Raw genomic sequence first — 17,253 nt, 5'->3', positions numbered from 1 at the left:
GTCGGTCCGTTAGTGAGAGTGGCGCGGGTTGCCGCGCTTTTCAATGACGTTCAGGTACAGCGTAGCGGGTTCCAGGCAGCCGCCCGTGGATAGTTGCCCAACCGTCTTGCGATAAAGCTCCTGCCAGGGCGTCTGCGCCTCGGGAATCGCAAACGTGGCATGCTCGCGCCGACGCGCGAGTTCGGCTTCGTCAACCAGTACGTCGACCTTGCGGGCGTTCAGGTCGACGCGAATGCGGTCACCCGTTTGCAGCAGCGCGAGTCCACCGCCGACGGCCGCTTCCGGCGACATGTTGAGGATAGAAGGGCTCGCGGACGTACCGCTCTGGCGTCCGTCTCCGAGCGTGGGCAGCGAGGTGATGCCCTGTCGCACCAGTTCCGCGGGCGGCGCCATGTTGACGACTTCCGCGCTGCCCGGATAACCCACCGTGCCTGCTCCGCGAATGACGAGAATGCAGTTCTGGTCGATGTGAAGAGACGGGTCATTGATGCGCGCGTGGTAATCCTCGGGACCGTCGAAGACGATTGCCCGCGCCTCGAACGTGTTTTCCGCGCCGGGCTCGCTCAGATAGGTTTGCCGGAACGCGTCGCCGACCACCGACATCTTCATGATGGCGCTGTCGAAGAAGTTGCCCGACAGCACGATGAATCCCGCCCCGTGCTTGAGCGGCTCGGCCGTCGACCTGATGACCTCGCGGTCAGGCTCGGCCGTGCTGCCGGCGATTGCGCCGATGGTGCGGCCCGCAACGGTCGCGCAATCGCGGTGCAGCAGCCCTGCCTTGTCGAGCTCGCGCAGCACGCCCGGCACGCCGCCTGCCCGGTGAAAGCTCTCGCCCAGATACTCGCCGGCAGGCATACAGTTCACGATGAGCGGCACCCGCTCGCCCACGCGCTGCCAGTCGTCGAGGCTCAGGTCGACACCGATGTGCCGGGCAATCGCAATCAGATGCGGCGGGCAGTTGCTGGATGCGCCGAGCGCTGAGGCCACCACGATCGCGTTCTCGAACGCTTCCTTGGTCATGATGTGCGACGGTCGCACGTCGTCGCGTACCAGGTCGACAATGCGCTTGCCCGTTGCGTAAGCCATCTGGCCTCGCTCGCGATACGCCGCCGGGATGCTCGCGCAACCGGGCAACGACATCCCCAATGCTTCCGCAAGACTGTTCATCGACAACGCCGTGCCCATGGTATTGCAGTGACCGATGGACGGTGACGAAGCGGTCGTCAGTTCCATGAATCCTTCGTAATCGATCTCGCCTGCCGCAAGCAGGTTGCGCGCATGCCAGATGACCGTGCCTGAGCCCACGCGCTTTCCCTGATGCCAGCCGTCGAGCATGGGGCCGCCTGACAGAACGATAGCCGGCAAATCGACAGTCGCGGCGGCCATCAGGCAGGCGGGCGTCGTCTTGTCGCAGCCGGTGGTGAGCACGACCCCGTCGAGCGGAAAACCGTGCAGGATTTCCACGAGGCCGAGATAGGCCAAGTTGCGGTCGAGCGCGGCCGTCGGCCTGCGGCTCTGCTCCGCGAGCGGATGGACCGGAAACTCCATCGGAATGCCGCCCGCGTCGCGAATGCCCGCCTTGGTGCGCTCGGCGAGTTCGATGTGATGCCGATTGCAGGGCGCGAGGTCGCTGCCCGTCTGTGCAATGCCGATAATCGGGCGGCCCGACTGCAATTCTTCACGTGTGAGCCCATAGTTCATGAAGCGCTCGACGTAGAGCGCGGTCATGTCGGCGTGCGAGGGATCGTCGAACCATTCCTGACTGCGCAGGCGGCGTGTGCTGGGTGAGGTCATACGGTACTCCTTTTTGCTGGCCTGCCGAAAGATCGTCAGGCGCGAGGCGTCTCTTGTGCGCTCATCTGTGCCGGGCGCCGGCATGCTGCGCCGGATCATCACACGTATTGTTCGCGCCGCGGTGTTATCGGTAACATCTTTTGATATTAGCACGCGCGAACGCGCTATGCATCTTCGAGGCGTGAAGATCTAGGCGCTCTCGCGCTCCACGACGGCATAGTCGATAACCACCTTGCGTTGCGCTCGCGCGGCGTGCGTGCTTCCCGCCTGCGCGGCCAGCAGCAGCTCGCCCGTGCGCCGGCCGATGCCGTAGGCGTCGACCGAGACCGTCGTGATGGTCGGATTGCTGCAGAGCGCGACTTCGAAATTACCGAAGCCCGCCACGGCGATGTCGCGCGGCACGCGAAGCCCGCGACGGTGACATTGCATGATGGCCCCGAACGCGGACATATCGCTCACACACATGACTGCGTCGGTATCGGGCCATTGCTCGAGCAGTGCGTCGAGCGCGGGCGCGCCGTGCGTCATCGTGATGGGCGACTCGCCGAGACGCACCACGCGAGGCTCGCCCAGACCCTGCGCTTTCATCTCCTGGAGGTAGCCCTTGAGCCGCTCGAGGCCGCGACGATCGAGGTCGCTCGCGCCGCACAGAAAGCCGATCTTGCGATAGCCCTTGGCGCTGAGATAACGCACCATCTCGCGCGCCGCCCGGGCATTCGAAAAGCCGACCGCCAGATCGATTGGTTTGGCGGGAAGATCCCACATCTCGACCACCGGTATGCGTGCGCGCTCCAACAAGTGCCGCGTGCCGTCCGTGTGCTGCGAGCCGGTCAGCGCGATACAGCGCGGCTGGTAGCGCAACATCGAGCGCACGAGGCGCTCTTCCCTTTCGAGGCCATAGTCGGTATCGCCGAGCAGCAGTTGCAGCCCTTCCGGTTCCAGGACGGACGTGAGCCCACGCACCGTATCGGAGAAGTTCGAACTCGCGAGCGACGGCACGAGCACCGCGACGAAATCGGAACGGCCCGACGAGAGTGCGCCTGCTGCCGCGTCGGCCACATAACCCAACTGCGCGATAGCCTGCTCGACGCGTTCGCGCGTGGCCGGCGCAACACTGTGCCCTGCCAGCACGCGGGAAACGGTCATTTTGCTGACCCGCGCGATATGCGCGACGTCCGCCATGCGCGGCGGGTTGGCGGGCTGCGTTGCGCGCGCCGGCCGCGCGGTTCGCGGCGTTCGGGTGGTGGTGGCCATCGGGCTTTGGAGTACTTGTACGAGGGGCGAGCCGTTGCACAGCACGCGTCGGCTCACGGCTAATCGCCATGATAGACGCGACGCCTCATACGACGTAGGTAGATTCCCCTAGCTTGCGTCTTCAGGGCGCACCATGCTAACTTCGTTACCGATAACATAACAACAGAGCGAAAAGCTTCGACCCGAATTGTTATCGGTAACATAGCCGGTCAATTCCTGATCCAGCGACCGGGTCGAGGCTTGCACGCGGGCAAGCGTCGAGTCGATGCGCGCGGCCCGCTCCGCTTTCGCGCTCAAGACACGCATAAAGGAGACAACCGAATGCCAACCATCGCTCAGACCGCGGGTGCGCCTGTCGCGGTCGATCATGCCGAAGAACTGCTGTACCGGAAGGTTCTGAAGCGGATCCTGCCGCTGCTTTTGCTGTGTTACGTCGTGGCCTATCTCGACCGTGTCAACGTCGGCTTTGCCAAACTGCAGATGCTCGATTCGCTGGGCCTCAGCGACGCCGTGTACGCCGTCGGCGCGAGCATCTTCTTCTGGGGCTACTTCCTCTTCGAGATGCCCAGCAATCTTCTGCTTCACCGGTACGGCGCGCGATTCTGGATCGCGCGCATCATGGTGTCGTGGGGCGTGGTCTCTTCGTCATTGGCATTCATTGCACCGCTGGCCGCCTTCTTTCATGTGCAAACGTCCACGATGTTCTACATCCTGCGTTTTCTACTGGGCGTCTGCGAGGCGGGCTTCTTTCCCGGCATCATCCTTTATATGAACTACTGGTTTCCCGCACGGCGCCAGAGCATTGCGATGTCCGGGTTCCTGATTGCCATTCCCGTGAGCCTGACGCTCGGTGGTGTCCTGTCCGGCTGGCTCATGGAAAACACACACGGCGCGTTCGGTATGGAAGGCTGGCAGTGGATGCTGCTGGTGGAAGGCATTCCGTCGATTCTCGTCGCCTTCCTCGTGCTCTTTCGCATGGGCGACGGCATCGAGTCGGCGAAATGGCTGACAGCCTCCGAAAAGGCCTTGCTGCAAAAGAACCTCGAACAGGAGAGTTCGAAGAAGACCCACCGCATTGGCGCCGCGCTCAAGAGCCCGCGCGTGTGGTTGCTGACCTTCATCCTGCTCACGTTCAACACGGGGTTCTACGGGCTCGCGTTCTGGCTGCCGTCCATCATCAAGGCATCCGGCGTCAAGAGCACGCTCAATATCGGCCTGCTGACGGCCATCCCGTACCTGAGCGCTGTCGTGGCGATGATCTGGAACGCACGCCATTCGCGCAAGACGGGTGAGCGCCGGCTGCATGCAGCGGTTCCGGCGTGCATCGGCGGCATCGGTCTGATTCTCAGCGCGAGCTTCGCGAACAATGTGCCGTTGTCCATTCTCTTTCTGACGATTGCGACCTGCGCGATCCTGGGTCTGATGCCGATATTCTGGACCTTTCCAGGGCAGATTCTCTCGGGGACGGCCGCGGCCGCGGGCATTGCCCTCATCAATTCCGTGGGCAACCTGTCCGGCTTCACAGGTTCGATGATCACGAGTGTCGCAAAGGACATGACGGGCAACATCAACAACGGCACTTACGCGCTGGGAGCCTGTCTGCTCGTCAGTTGCGTGCTGATCCTGTCCATCCCGAAGAGCATGCTGAACAACGACCAGCAGGCTTGATGCGGCGCCTTGCGCATTGCGCCTTGCACACGCACCCGAAGCGCGGTGAGCACAGCCGAGCTCGACACTCAACCTTCGAGCGCCGCCCCCAACCGCGATTCGAGAAACTGCACGAATGCACGCACCTTGCTCGACTGGCGGCGATTCGGCAGATACGCGGCATACACGACTGCGTCGCCTGAATGAGGCCGCGCGTCGAAAGACGCGAAAAGTCGCATGAGGCGTCCCGCACGGATTTCCGCGGCGACCTGCCAGGCGGGCAGCAATGCGATGCCGCGTCCGGCCACCGCAGCTTCGAACAGCATGTCCAGATTGTTCGAAAGCAGATGGCCGCGCACGTCGACGCGTTCCTCTACGCCGTCGCGCTCGAACGTCCAGATCTGGCGCGCGCGGTAGCCGCCGCCATAGGCGAAGCGCAGGCACTCGTGCCCGGCGAGGTCCGCGGGTGTCTGCGGGGTGCCGCTGCGCCGCAGGTAGTCCTCGCTCGCCACGACATAGCGCGGATTGTCCGCGAGTTTTTTCACGACCAGATTGGCGTCGCGCTCCGCAAAGCCGATGCGGATGGCGACGTCGATCCGGTCAACCGCGAGATCGACAAACTGATCGCCCACCACGACGTCGAGCACCACGCGCGGATGCTCGGCAAGAAAGGCCGCCAGATGCGGCGCGAGGCATAACCGGCTGTAGGTGGACGGCACCGAAACGCGCAGCGAGCCGACGGGCGCCGCGCCGCTGTCAAATACGCTCTCGTCGGCCTCGGCCAGATCGTCGAGGACTTTCGACACCTGTTCGACGTACGCAAGGCCGGCGTCGGTCAGGCTGACCTTGCGCGGCGTGCGGGTCAACAGCGCCGCGCCAAGCGACGCCTCCAGCGAATCCATCAGGCGCGTCACCGAAGAAGTCGCCACGCCGAGACGTTGCGCGGCCTTCGAAAAGCCGCCGGCATCGGCGACTTCGAGCAAGGTTTTGACGGCGAGGAATTTGTCCATGTGTAAGCGCATTGGGAGGTTCGTTGCATAAAACGCAACGTTAGCTTGCATTCTATTCGCATTCCGCCGCGCGAACGCAACGATTAAGCTGCATGCATGGCTTGACGCGTTCAGCCACGTAACAGGCCTCGCGTCCCCGACCGATCACGGACCCGTCGTTTTCGGCTTCTTCACTTCACGGAGTTGTCATGTCAACCCAGCTATCCGCCGCGACTCGCACCGGCAGTCCCGTCAAACTGACGCGCGGTCTCATCGCGCTCTTTGCGTTCTGCTGCGGCGCCATCGTCGCCAATCTCTATTACGCGCAGCCCATTACCGAACTGATCGCGCCGGACGTTCACCTGTCCGGCGGCATGGCGAGCGTGATCGTCTCGCTCACGCAAATCGGCTATGCCTTCGGGCTGTTTTTTCTCGTGCCGCTCGGCGACCTGCTGGAAAACCGCAAGCTGATGATCGCTACGGCGCTCGTGTCGATCGCGAGTCTGGCCGCCGCGGCCTTCGCGCATCAGCCCAGCGCGTTTCTCGTCATCTCGTTGCTGGTCGGGTTCAGCTCGGTCGCCGTGCAGATTCTGATTCCGCTCGCCGCGCATCTCGCGCCCGACGAATCGCGCGGCAAGGTGGTCGGCACGATCATGAGCGGTCTGCTGCTCGGCATTCTGCTGTCGCGTCCAATCTCGAGCGTGGTCGCCGGACACTTCGGCTGGCGCGCGGTGTTCGGTTCCGCCGCCGTGCTGATGGCGCTTGTGACGACCGTGCTCGCGCTGACCATTCCGCGCCGCCAGCCCGCGCACCAGGCCACCTACGTCGAACTGATCGGCTCGCTCGGCCACCTCGTGCGCACGATGCCGGTATTGCGCCATCGTTCGTTGTACCAGGCACTGATGTTCGCCTCGTTCAGCCTGTTCTGGACCGCGATTCCCGTCGAACTGACGCGCCAGTTCGGCCTCACGCAGACGCAAATCGGCATCTTCGCGCTGGTCGGCGCAATCGGCGCAACCTCGGCTCCCGTGGCCGGCCGCCTCGCCGATGCCGGCCACACGATGCGCGCAACGCTGATCGCGCTGGTGGTGGGCGCCCTCGCGTATGCACCCGCGTTGATCCATCCGGCGTGGGGCGTGGCAGGTCTCGTCGCGAGCGGCATCGTGCTCGACTTCGCCGTGCAGATGAACATGGTGCTGGGCCAGCGCGAGATCTACGCACTGCATGCGGCGAGCCGCAACCGGCTGAACGCGCTGTACATGACCAGCATCTTCGTGGGCGGCGCGCTCGGCTCGGCGCTCGCGAGTCCGCTCTATGAACACGGCGGCTGGCCGCTCGTGGCTGCGGTCGCCACGGCCTTTCCGCTGATCGCGCTGGCGCACTACCTGACGATCGGCCGCCCGCACGCGGCGCGCCACGCCTGATGTCGCGGAGCGGTTGCAAAGGGGCGGGGCGGCGCCTGCGGGTCCGGTCGTAAGTCGTTGAATCCAAATGGTCGTCGCAGAAAGCGTGCTCACACGCAAAGTCCGTCATGACGCCAGGAAACCGCGATTCAGCAATGCGGCCGCGTAATAAGATCTGTCTTGCGAACTTTGCGATGCCGGGAACGAGCACGTCGATGCCCCGCTTCGGAAGTTTTTCTGACATTCACTGCTAGCCGCAAACAGCTACCCGGCAATCAAACTGGACTCGCACTCGCCCTCTATGACAACTTACGTCGAATCCACAGAACTCCGGGTAAAGGACTTCGCACGAGCGCAATCGTAGGAAAGCGAACGTAAACAATGTATCCGCACCCGAAACACCCTCACCCACCACCGCCGACAGTTTTGATGCTCTTCCATTGCCCCTGCTGCACTTCGAAGAGCGTATAAGGCGGCTTGATCAGATCGCCGTACGGATCGAATGTGATCTTGCCCGTCACGCCTGGGATCGACACTTTCGCGAGGCTATCGACGATCCTCTGCCGGTCGAGCGAATTCGCGTCATGAATCGCCTTCAGCATCGCGAGCGCTGCGTCGTAAGCGAACGGTGCATACAGTTCGACGTCCTGGTTGAAGCGCACCTTATAACGCCTGCCGAAGTCTTGCGCGGCAGGCAATTTGTCGAGCGCGGGGCCGGGTTCGAGATCCTGCGTGCGTTCGCCCGATGGCCCCGCGATCTGCAGGAACGCATTGCTCTTTAGCGCGCCTGCGCCGAACAGTTGCGTCGCCATGCCGAGCGAGCGCATCTGCTTGACGAGCATTGCGCCCTGTTCATCAAGACCGCCGAAGAAAATCACGTCGACGTTCTTTGCCTTCAGCGAAGTGAGAATCGCGCGGAAATCGACGGCCTTGTCGTTCGTGAATTCGCGATCGACGATATTGCCGTTCGCCTCTTTCACGCCCTTCTCGAAGGCATCGGCAAGACCCTGCCCGAACGCCGTGCGGTCATCGATGATGCCGATCCGCTTCGCCTTCATCTGCTCGACGACGAAATGTCCCGCCACCACGCCGCCGACGCCGTCATGCCCCATCGTGCGGAATACGTTCTTGTAGCCCTGCTTCGTCAGTTGCGGATTGGTTGAGCCGGGCGTGATCATCGCGACGTTGGCGTTGTGATAGACCGTCGATGCCGGAATGCTGCATCCGGAGTTGTAATGGCCGATCACACCGACCACACCGTCGTCGACGAGCTTTTGCGCAACCTGAATCGCGACGCGCGGATCGGCCTGATCGTCCTGCACATCGAGCACGAATTTCACGGGCTTGCCCGCAACCGTCGGATGCTTCGCGTTTTCTTCGTCAATGGCGAGTTGCGCGCCGTATTGCAGGTCCTTGCCGACGCGCGCGACGGGGCCCGTCAGCGGACCAACGAAGCCGATCTTTACCACCTGCGGATCGTCGGCAAACGCAGACGTTGCAGCGAACGATGCGTGCACTGCCACAGCGCAAGCGGCCAGCCTGATGATGCATGTACGTCGATTCATGATGCGCTCCTGTCGATTGAAATTGTCAAAATCGCGTCGGTGCATAACGCGACAGATCCAGCAACGCGCCCGTTGACGAATCGCGCCGCGCAACCAGATCCGCGACGATGCGCCCAGTCACGCCCGCCAGCGTCAGACCGAGATGCTGGTGGCCGAATGCATAAATCACACGCTCATTACCGCTTGCGCGGCCCAGCACGGGCACGCCATCGGGCAGCGAGGGGCGGAAGCCCAACCACGTGCTGTCGGGCTGTTGCAGGCCCGGTAAAGCGCGCTTCGATGAAAACGTCAGCAGATCGATCAGTGAGCGGTTGCGTGTTTCGGTAAAGCCGCCCAGTTCGACCGTGCCCGCGACGCGGATGCCGTCTTCCATCGGCGTCATGTAGAAGCCGCGTTCGGCCCAGCCGCAAGGCCGGGAAATCAGTTGCGACGCGCCGCGATAACGCACGTGATAACCGCGTTCGGTATCGAGCGGCACGCGGTCGCCGCATTGCTCCGCCAGCTTCGCGGAGCGCGCGCCCGTTGCGATCACCACATGATCGAAATGGCGCGACATGCCGTCGTCGGTTGTCAATGCAACACCGTCCGGTGCGGACGAAATCCCGTTCACGCTCTTGCGTTCGAGCTTGAGTCCGCGCGCCGCCAGCGTGTCGTGCAGCGTCCGCAGATAAGCCTGCGGGTCCGAGAAATGCCAGCTATTGCTGAACAGCACGGCGCGCTCGAAGATCGGTGCAAGCGACGGTTCCAGTTCGCGCACATCCTCGCCACGCAGTACTTCGAACGACACGCCAAGCTGCTCGCGCAAGTCCAGCGAAGCACGCGACGCGTCGAACGATGCGCCGCTCGAATACAGATAAAGACATTCGCGCGGCCGCACGAACTTCGCCAGCTCAGGCTCTTCGAGCAGAGGCGCGTAGCCCGCCTGAGCCTGCGCGAGCAGCGCGGCGAGCGCGCCCGCGCTCGCTTCGTAACGACGCTGCGTCGAACTCAGCATAAAGCGCGCGAGCCATGGCAGCAGATGCGGCAGATAACCCCAGCGCATGCGGAACGGGCTCGTATTCGACAGCAGAAAACGCGGCAGATCGCGAAACACCGACGGGTTGTTGACAGGGATGCAGCCATACGGCGCGAACGTGCCCGCGTTGCCGAACGACGCGCCTTGCGCGACGCCCGACGGATCGAACAGCGTCACGCGATGTCCGTCGCGCATCAGCCAGCCGGCGCTCGCAAGCCCGATGAAACCCGCGCCGACAATGCCCACGTCCGCCATTACCGGTCTCCCTGCATCGCGTGTCTTTCGATCGACGCGAGATAGCCTGTGCGCGTGCCTTCATCTGCATGACGGCGCCGTGCTGCCAGCAGCCACGCAGCAGACGCGACCGCGAGACTCGCGATGCTCGCCATCAGTTGCGGACGCAATCCCGCATCGGTGCCCATCGCGATCAGCACGCCGACGATCGCGGCAACGACCGCATACGACAGCCACGGGAACAGCCACATCGGCAGCTCGGCCTGCACGCCCTTGCGTTCGAGCCGGCGGCGAATGCGGATCTGCGCAAGCGCCGTCGCGAGGTAGACGAACAGCATCACCGCGCCCGATGCATTCACGAGGAACAGGAACACGCCCTGCGGCGAAACGATCGCAGCGATGATCGCCACATAGCCGACCACGCTGCTCAGCAGCACGGCGAGGCGCGGCACACGCGACGGCGTGAGGCGCAGCAGCGCGCGCGGCGCATCGCCACGGCCCGCGAGACGGAACAGAATCCGCGACGACACATACAGGCCCGAGTTCAGCGCGGACAGCACAGCAACCAGCACGATCGCGTTCATGATGTCGGCGGCGCCCGGCACGCGCATCGTTTCGAGCCCGGAGACAAACGGCGAATGACCCGTGACGATGCTCGTCCACGGCACGATGCAGGCGATCAGGAACATCGAGCCGACGTAGAACGTGATGACACGCAGGATCACCGAGCGTGTCATCGCGGCGACGCTCTTCGCAGGGTTATCCGATTCGGCGGCGGCGATGGTCGCGATTTCCGCGCCGCCGACCGCGAAGATCACCGTCGGCACGGCCGCGAACACCGACATTGTGCCGAACGGCAAGAAACCGTTCGACGCCGTGAGATTGCTCCACGCGCTATGCGTATGACCGAAGCCGAACACCCAGGCCGCGCCGATCGCGATGAACACGATGATGGCCGCGACCTTGATCGACGCGAACCAGAACTCGAACTCGCCGTATGACTTCACCGACATCAAGTTGATGAAGGTCATCACTGACAGCAGGACGAGGCCGATCATCCACACGGGCGCGGGTATCCAGCGTTGCAGGATGGCCGCGCCCGCGACCGCTTCGACGGCCACGACGATCACCCAGAAGTACCAGTAGAGCCAGCCGCTCGTGAAGCCCGCCCAGTCGCCGAGACCGATGCGCGCGTATTCCGTGAACGATCCGATGCCCGGCACTGCGAGTGCCATTTCGCCGAGCATGCGCATCACCATCAGCACGACGATGCCCGCCACCAGATACGACAGGCACGCAGCCGGCCCGACCGTGTTCAACGTCGCGCTGCTGCCGACAAAGAGCCCGGCGCCGATGATCCCGCCCAGCGAAATCATCGTGACGTGGCGTTGACGCAAGGCGACGCCGAGGCGCGGCGTCGAGCCTTCATTTGCGCTGTCCTGCGGCCGTTCCTGCGCGTGCGTCTGTCTGATGCTTCCAGCCATACGAAATCTCCTTCCAGCTCGTTCCTGAATTCAAAATCCACACAAAACCCGATTCAAAGAATCACACAACAATTTTTTGTGTGCAATTAAAAACCACATTGTGTGGTCCAGGATTTTCCCTGGCGTAGCCGGGCGTGGTCCTTGCCGGCCTTGAAAGACGCGGCAAAGACGTGGCGCATATGCATACTGGTATAAAATCCGGCGAACTGGCACAAACAGGCACACAAAACCTGTTTTGTATGGAGACAGGCAAGACAATGGCTTCCGGCAGACCCAAAACAGCGCGCAGCAACGGCACTTCGGCGGAAATCGACCAGACAAACGGCGATCCCGTCCAGACAAAACGCCCGACCTATATCGAGGTATCGGCGTCGATCGAAGACGAGATTCGCGGGGGCGTCTATCCGCCCGGCAGCCGCCTGCCGCCGCAACGGCAGCTCGCAACCGAGCTCGGCATCAACGTGTCGACGGTGTCGCGTGCGTATAAGGAGTTGCAGTTGCGCGGTCTTGTGATCGGCAGCAAGCGGCGCGGCTCGCTCGTCACGGGTGGCGCGATGCCGCGCGTGGAAGCGTCCGTTGCGCCCAATGCGGCGCCGGGCGGCGTCATCGATCTGACTGTCAACCGGCCCGCGACGGGGGAGTTTCTGTCGTGCCTCGCGACGACGCTCGCAGAATTGCCGCGCGATCCGCGCTACGCAGCGCTTCAGGAATATCAGCCGCCGCAAGGGCCCGACTGGGCGCGCGCGGCGGGCGCGCGCTGGATGGCGGCGCCCGGCTTCGCGCCCGCGCCCGAGCATGTCGTCGTGACGAGCGGCGCGCAGCACGGTTTGTATGCCGTGCTCAACAGCCTGATCGGCACGGATGGCGTGATCGTTGCCGACCGGCTCACGTATTACGGGCTGAAGGCGCTCGCGCCCGTGTTCCAGTTCGAGATCGTCAGTGTGCCGAGCGACCGCGACGGTCTGATCACCGATGAAGTCGAACGCATCTGCAGCCGCGTGCCCGTAAAGGCGATCTTCACGGTGCCGAATCTGCAGAATCCGACCGTCACGACGATGAGTCTCGAACGGCGCGTCGCGCTCGTCGATATCGCGCGGCGTTATGGCGCGGCGATCATCGAAGACGACGTGTACGGTCCGCTCGTGTCGCAACGTCTGCCGACGATCGCGAGTCTGTGTCCCGAGCTGACGTTTCATATCGCCGCGACCTCGAAGATTCTCGCGCCCGGCTTGCGTCTGGGTTATCTGCTGAGCCCGGCCGAACGTTCCGCGCTCGCGGCCGAGGCAGTGCGCACCACGGCATGGATGCCCGCGCCGATGTCGATGCTGATCGCGACGATGTGGATCGAGGACGGCACCGCGCGCCGCATCATGGATGCGCAGCTTGCAGAGATTCGCGTGCGCCACGATCTGGCGCGGCAAATCCTGCCGCAGGAATGGCTCGACGCCGATCCTGCCTGCATGTTCGTGTGGTTGCGTTTGCCGCCGCCGTGGCGCGCCGATGATTTCGCGGCGAATGCGAAAGCGCGCGGCGTGGTCGTAATGCCTTCGTCGGCGTTTGCGGTGGATCGTGCCGACGTCGAGCACGGCGTGCGGATCAACCTCGCGTGCGCGTCGTCACGCGAGCAACTGGTGAGCGCGTTGCAGACGCTCGCACAAGCATTGCGCGACCGGCCGCGAGCGTTGTTCGGAACGATATAGAGAAAAGCTGCACACCAGTTTCTTGCAATTGGAAAAGCAGCTGGGTGTCCGTCTCTCTCATCGGACCACTCGCAAGCTGGAGCCTAGCACGGGCAAGCTCGCACAGTGGCGGTGCCGCATTGGCGACGAGATCGTCTATCGCGATGTGCCGGCTGCCATCTGCGTGAACGACACGGACATGGAAACGCAGGCGGTGCGTGAAGACATTCATCGACTTCATGGTTGAGCGGCTGGGCGGCAACCGGGACTTTTTTTCCTTGCCCCCAAGAGCTCCGTGCCGGGCAATGGTCGCAGCGGGGTCGCGGAGCAACGGGACGAAGCTAGTTGATGCCCACGGCCGTGGAAGCCCTTTTTGAATCAAACCTTTCCGAATGTCATCGGGGCTTCACTTAGCTCGCCCAAGATCTGCCCCCATTGACTCTACTGCCACCGACTTGGGAAACCTATGCTGTTGCGACTCGTCCGCCCCCGCCCGCTATCCGGTTTCATTGTCCTGTGTGCCATGCTGACGCTGAGTGCCTGCGGGAGCAGTGATGACGTCCAAAGTAGTGCGGCCGTTGTTCCCGCCCCGCCGGCAGATCCGGGCTTCGTGGACAGCGCGTCCATCCCTCCTGTACCGGCATTCGTCGACAATGCCGCCTCGAACCAGCGAAACGACGCCCACTTCGCGACACTGGATACGAATGCCGGCGTACGCGTTGTCGCTCGTTTCCTCGACCTTTGGCAGCCCGCAACCATGATCGTCGACGCGGGCGCTACGGCACCGGCCGTCGATGGGTTCCCGGCCGTGGTCGCTTCCACGTGCTCAGGCATCGTTAACTCGGGCACGCCCTGCGGCACTGTCCTCAATGCTGCCGTGTTGGGCCAGAACACGCAGTTCGTCGTCAACGAGACCGTCTCCCGGACACAGGCGCAGGCTGACGCGGCTTATTTCGACGACCGCCGCAATAAGGGATACAGCGTGACCGACGGTTTGGGGCCATTGACGAGCGCATGGCTAGGCCTCACGCAGCAAACCACGACGATCACTTCCGTCCCGGCCAACGCTACCACGACGCTGTACAACGACGCAGGCAACAACACAGGCGTTGGCAGTCCTAATAACACGACTTTCGGCACCGTGGTCGACTTTGTGAATGCCATGAGCACGAACGGTTCGACGGAACCCGCCAAGCGCTTTTACAAGTACGCCAGACCATTCCGGTGGAGCAGTTCGGTGGTCGTGGATCCGACATTGGTACCGGCCGAAAGCACAACGCCGGCAACAGACGGTGGCTTCATTAGCGGCCATACCGCCGAAGCGATGCGTGACTCGCTGGCCATGGCTTACGTGGTTCCTCAGCGCTTCCAGGAATTGATGAGCCGCGCAATGGAGCTGGGAGAAAACCGGATCATCGCGGGCATGCATTCGCCACTCGACGTAATGGGTGGCCGCATGCTGGGCCTCGCCGTGGTGGCGGCCAACCTCTACAACCCGGCAAACACCTCCTTGAAGGCGGCGGCCTATGCACAGGCCCAAAGCGCGTTGATGTCCCAGACAAACACGACGAATCGTACGCTCTATACCTTCGCGCATTCGGGCACAGCCTCCACCGACCGCTTTGCCGACTATCAGACCAATCAGTCCAACTACCTGCGTCGTATGACCTTTGGCTTTTCTCAGATCGAGGCGACCGATGCCGCGCCAATCGTTCCGAAGGGCGCAGAAACGCTGCTTGAAACCCGTTTCCCCTACCTCAGCGCAGATCAGCGCCGGGTCGTGCTGAAGACGACCGAACTCCCGTCCGGTTATCCGGTCATGGACGACGGGGAAGGCTGGGGACGTCTGAACATGTTTGCAGCGGCGGATGGCTACGGCGCATTCAACGGCAACGTCATCGTGTCCATGGACGCCAGCCAGGGCGGCTTCAACGCGTCCGACACGTGGCGCAATCCGATCTCGGGAACCGGCAAGCTGACCGTCCAGGGCAGCGGAACGCTCAGGCTGGCCGGCGCCAACACCTTCTCCGGCGGCTCCCAGGTCAGCGGCGGTACACTCGAAGCGGACTCGACGACCGCATTCGGCACGGGGGATGTCTACCTCGGTGCGGGCACCGTGGTCATCAATGCGCCTGGTGTCGTGTCTGTGGTCGGCAAATACACGCAGCTTGCGAATACGACGCTGGAGCTCGATGTCGGTGCGAATGGGCAAGGATCGATGAAAGTGGGCGCTCAGACCACGGTTGTTGGGGGAACGCTGCATGTCAAGTTCGTCAACGGCTTCGCACCCAAGGTCGGCGATACGCTCAACCTGATAAGCGGCAATGGTTCGAACGTGAAGTTTTCGACTATTGCTGTTGACGGCTTCAACGTCACGCCTATCTATACATCGAGCGGCGTGCAGGTCCATCTCGATTCCTGACTGAAGTGTTCGTCCGAGAGCGGCGCCACGCACGCCGCTCACCCGGGCGTGGCCGGGCGCTGCAGGGCATCGATGTGCCCGTTCCTGGCATCGCCATTCGCCAAGACAGACTTTATTCTCCCGGATCAGTGATCACAAAAAATATACCCGGTCGAGACAGCCCGCGCTAAGTATCTGTTTTTGTTAAAGCCTCCGAAGCCCAAAGATTGCTTGCATAACGGTCGGGCCCCTTGGGTGACGCGCGCTTCCGTTCTTCAAATCAAACCCGACTTCCATCGCCTGAATCACGCTTCAGAGGCAACCTGGAGTGATCGAAAAATCCAGCGCCTGATAAAAGACGCAGCGCGCGGACAACCCCTTGACTCAGCGATGTTGCGGAGCTTCGAGATAAGCCCGGCCCAAACCATCTACCTGGGCAGGCGGATTCCCGGGCTCCACATTGGAGGCAAAACGGCACTTGACTCGGACACCCGCATTCACGGGCACTAACTCATCGTTTAGCGCTAGCTCCGCGGCGATTCGCGGGAAGGTGCTTAGCTCCTGCCGTTGGCGCGGGCGGAATCCGCTCATGGCGGTCAAGCCTCTGGGTCGCCAGGCCATCGTACACACCCGACTTGGCGAGTTCCGATGCGATTTCCTTCAAGGTCGCAATCACAATCCTGATTGCCGGCGTCATGGCACCCTGGCTCGAACTGGCAAGCGTCACAAACCGGGTGAGGTTGGGCTTGACGATTCTTGCCGCTCGCAGCCGGCCAGCGCGAACATCCGGAGCAATGGCCCACGGCCCAAGCACGGCATATCCGCGACCGCTCGCTGCCACCTCTCTCTGAACAGCAAGGGAGTCTGCTTCCAGCACCGTACGTAGTTCGATACCGGCCCGCCGGGCCTCGTCATCCATCAGATTTCTCAGGCGATTGGGCCTGCCGGGCAGTATCAGTGGCAAACCGCCGAGCTGCCGAAATTCAATGGTTTCCCGCTGCAAAACAGGAGAGTTCGGTGCACCGACCAGATAGGTTTCGATTGTCGCGAGCGTTGCGAGCCGCTCCGTGGTCATCGCGCGCTCTGCGTGAAAGAGGATAGCGAGGTCCACGCGGCCGCTGTCCAGCCAGGTTTCGACCTCGCCCAACTGGCTCTCGCGAACGTTCAGTCTGATGTCCGGATACGCTGCGTTGATGCGCTCGCACAGCGTGGTCATGAGCGGATGCGCCGTGGATGGCAGGATGCCAATCCGCACCTCACCAAATGGAGCTCCGGACGACGTCCGAATCTCGTTGAATAGCTGGTCGGTGTCCGCAATCCAGGCACGGATTCTTGGAATAATTCGCTCGCCGAATCCGGTCAGTTTGACGCCGCGGCCTGTGCGCTCGAAGAGACGGCCTCCGCATTCGCGCTCGAATTCGGCAATCTGCCTGCTGACATTCGATTGGACAGTCTGCCGAAGGGCGGCAACGCGACTGATGCTTCCAAGCTCCGCCACCTCAATAAACAACTTGAAGGCTTCTCGTTCCATCGCTGTCTCCGGCGCCATCTCTCGGGAAGCATATCTGAAATCGCATCGATGCGTCTATCGGCATGAATTTGCGTTGCATACACTGCCTGAAAGATGACGAATGCGCTGGCCCAAGCGCTACTGGCACAACTGACCAGTACAGGAGACGACCGTATGCGGATATCCGTTGATGTGAGGAGTCCTGCTGGTGCATCGCTAGCAATTTGAACGTCGAGCGTATGCGCGCGCGTCGAGACTTCTTGCGCAAATAAAGCAGT

At 62.6% G+C, this 17,253-nt stretch carries 12 protein-coding genes; 5 read left to right on the top strand and 7 right to left on the bottom strand.

Annotation, left to right across the window (positions count from 1 at the left end):
- Positions 1 to 9 precede the first annotated feature (9 nt).
- Both ACEN8U_RS02795 and ACEN8U_RS02790 read right to left on the bottom strand, forming a co-directional pair.
- A complete protein-coding gene (locus ACEN8U_RS02795) occupies positions 10 to 1,794 on the bottom strand; it encodes an IlvD/Edd family dehydratase (RefSeq protein WP_310109825.1) in 1,785 nt (594 codons plus the stop codon).
- A 189-nt stretch (positions 1,795 to 1,983) separates the two neighbouring features.
- Positions 1,984 to 2,976, bottom strand: a complete 993-nt coding sequence (locus ACEN8U_RS02790; RefSeq protein WP_035477645.1) for a LacI family DNA-binding transcriptional regulator — start codon at positions 2,974 to 2,976, stop codon at positions 1,984 to 1,986.
- A 393-nt stretch (positions 2,977 to 3,369) separates the two neighbouring features.
- Between ACEN8U_RS02790 and ACEN8U_RS02785 the strand changes: the two genes are divergently transcribed.
- Positions 3,370 to 4,716, top strand: coding sequence for an MFS transporter (locus ACEN8U_RS02785; RefSeq protein WP_310109826.1), 1,347 nt, complete (start codon positions 3,370 to 3,372; stop codon positions 4,714 to 4,716).
- 68 nt (positions 4,717 to 4,784) lie between these two features.
- Here the strand turns inward: ACEN8U_RS02785 and ACEN8U_RS02780 are convergent, their stop codons facing one another.
- Positions 4,785 to 5,705, bottom strand: coding sequence for a LysR family transcriptional regulator (locus tag ACEN8U_RS02780; protein ID WP_310109827.1), 921 nt, complete (start codon positions 5,703 to 5,705; stop codon positions 4,785 to 4,787).
- A 188-nt stretch (positions 5,706 to 5,893) separates the two neighbouring features.
- On the opposite strand from ACEN8U_RS02780, the gene ACEN8U_RS02775 reads away from it, so the two are divergent.
- Positions 5,894 to 7,108, top strand: a complete 1,215-nt coding sequence (locus tag ACEN8U_RS02775) for an MFS transporter (RefSeq protein WP_310109829.1) — start codon at positions 5,894 to 5,896, stop codon at positions 7,106 to 7,108.
- Between the two features lie 383 nt (positions 7,109 to 7,491).
- Here ACEN8U_RS02775 and ACEN8U_RS02770 read toward each other — a convergent pair whose 3' ends face one another.
- From ACEN8U_RS02770 to ACEN8U_RS02760, 3 genes are read right to left on the bottom strand one after another with little or no spacing between them, the layout of a single operon-like run.
- Positions 7,492 to 8,652: a branched-chain amino acid ABC transporter substrate-binding protein gene (locus ACEN8U_RS02770; RefSeq protein WP_310109830.1), complete on the bottom strand. Its 1,161-nt coding sequence runs from the start codon at positions 8,650 to 8,652 to the stop codon at positions 7,492 to 7,494.
- Between the two features lie 25 nt (positions 8,653 to 8,677).
- Positions 8,678 to 9,922 carry an FAD-dependent oxidoreductase gene (locus ACEN8U_RS02765; RefSeq protein WP_310109833.1) on the bottom strand — a complete coding sequence of 415 codons (1,245 nt, stop codon included), beginning with the start codon at positions 9,920 to 9,922 and terminating at the stop codon, positions 8,678 to 8,680.
- Positions 9,922 to 11,385 (bottom strand): amino acid permease, encoded by a 1,464-nt coding sequence (locus ACEN8U_RS02760; protein WP_310109835.1) that lies wholly within the window; start codon positions 11,383 to 11,385, stop codon positions 9,922 to 9,924. The genes ACEN8U_RS02765 and ACEN8U_RS02760 overlap by 1 nt, the downstream gene beginning before the upstream one ends.
- A 257-nt stretch (positions 11,386 to 11,642) precedes the next feature.
- On the opposite strand from ACEN8U_RS02760, the gene ACEN8U_RS02755 reads away from it, so the two are divergent.
- The 3 genes from ACEN8U_RS02755 to ACEN8U_RS02745 all read left to right on the top strand — a co-directional run bounded on the left by ACEN8U_RS02755 (position 11,643) and on the right by ACEN8U_RS02745 (position 15,486).
- Positions 11,643 to 13,085, top strand: a complete 1,443-nt coding sequence (locus ACEN8U_RS02755) for a PLP-dependent aminotransferase family protein (protein WP_310109837.1) — start codon at positions 11,643 to 11,645, stop codon at positions 13,083 to 13,085.
- Positions 13,086 to 13,107: 22 nt separating this feature from the next.
- Positions 13,108 to 13,311 (top strand): LysR family transcriptional regulator, encoded by a 204-nt coding sequence (locus ACEN8U_RS02750; protein WP_374725929.1) that lies wholly within the window; start codon positions 13,108 to 13,110, stop codon positions 13,309 to 13,311.
- A 276-nt stretch (positions 13,312 to 13,587) separates the two neighbouring features.
- The gene (locus ACEN8U_RS02745) at positions 13,588 to 15,486 is read left to right on the top strand and encodes an acid phosphatase (RefSeq protein WP_310109838.1); all 1,899 of its coding nucleotides are present in this window, start codon (positions 13,588 to 13,590) and stop codon (positions 15,484 to 15,486) included.
- A 490-nt stretch (positions 15,487 to 15,976) separates the two neighbouring features.
- On the opposite strand, the gene ACEN8U_RS02740 is transcribed toward ACEN8U_RS02745, so the two are convergent.
- Entirely contained in the window at positions 15,977 to 16,996 is a 1,020-nt protein-coding gene (locus tag ACEN8U_RS02740) for a LysR family transcriptional regulator (protein ID WP_310109839.1), read from the bottom strand.
- Positions 16,997 to 17,253 lie beyond the last annotated feature (257 nt).

The sequence above is a fragment of the Paraburkholderia phenoliruptrix genome, from assembly GCF_047325075.1.
In the GTDB taxonomy this organism is placed as follows: domain Bacteria; phylum Pseudomonadota; class Gammaproteobacteria; order Burkholderiales; family Burkholderiaceae; genus Paraburkholderia; species Paraburkholderia phenoliruptrix.
Note: the sequence above shows the minus strand (reverse complement) of the source record. Positions and strands in the feature narration are given on the sequence as shown.

What these genes read in the sequence shown, in the direction of transcription:
- ACEN8U_RS02795 (WP_310109825.1), bottom strand. Translation starts at nt 1,794, where the DNA reads ATGACCTCACCCAGCACACGCCGCCTGCGCAGTCAGGAATGGTTCGAC.
- ACEN8U_RS02790 (WP_035477645.1), bottom strand. Translation starts at nt 2,976, where the DNA reads ATGGCGGACGTCGCGCATATCGCGCGGGTCAGCAAAATGACCGTTTCC.
- ACEN8U_RS02785 (WP_310109826.1), top strand. Translation starts at nt 3,370, where the DNA reads ATGCCAACCATCGCTCAGACCGCGGGTGCGCCTGTCGCGGTCGATCAT.
- ACEN8U_RS02780 (WP_310109827.1), bottom strand. Translation starts at nt 5,705, where the DNA reads ATGGACAAATTCCTCGCCGTCAAAACCTTGCTCGAAGTCGCCGATGCC.
- ACEN8U_RS02775 (WP_310109829.1), top strand. Translation starts at nt 5,894, where the DNA reads ATGTCAACCCAGCTATCCGCCGCGACTCGCACCGGCAGTCCCGTCAAA.
- ACEN8U_RS02770 (WP_310109830.1), bottom strand. Translation starts at nt 8,652, where the DNA reads ATGAATCGACGTACATGCATCATCAGGCTGGCCGCTTGCGCTGTGGCA.
- ACEN8U_RS02765 (WP_310109833.1), bottom strand. Translation starts at nt 9,922, where the DNA reads ATGGCGGACGTGGGCATTGTCGGCGCGGGTTTCATCGGGCTTGCGAGC.
- ACEN8U_RS02760 (WP_310109835.1), bottom strand. Translation starts at nt 11,385, where the DNA reads ATGGCTGGAAGCATCAGACAGACGCACGCGCAGGAACGGCCGCAGGAC.
- ACEN8U_RS02755 (WP_310109837.1), top strand. Translation starts at nt 11,643, where the DNA reads ATGGCTTCCGGCAGACCCAAAACAGCGCGCAGCAACGGCACTTCGGCG.
- ACEN8U_RS02745 (WP_310109838.1), top strand. Translation starts at nt 13,588, where the DNA reads ATGCTGACGCTGAGTGCCTGCGGGAGCAGTGATGACGTCCAAAGTAGT.
- ACEN8U_RS02740 (WP_310109839.1), bottom strand. Translation starts at nt 16,996, where the DNA reads ATGGAACGAGAAGCCTTCAAGTTGTTTATTGAGGTGGCGGAGCTTGGA.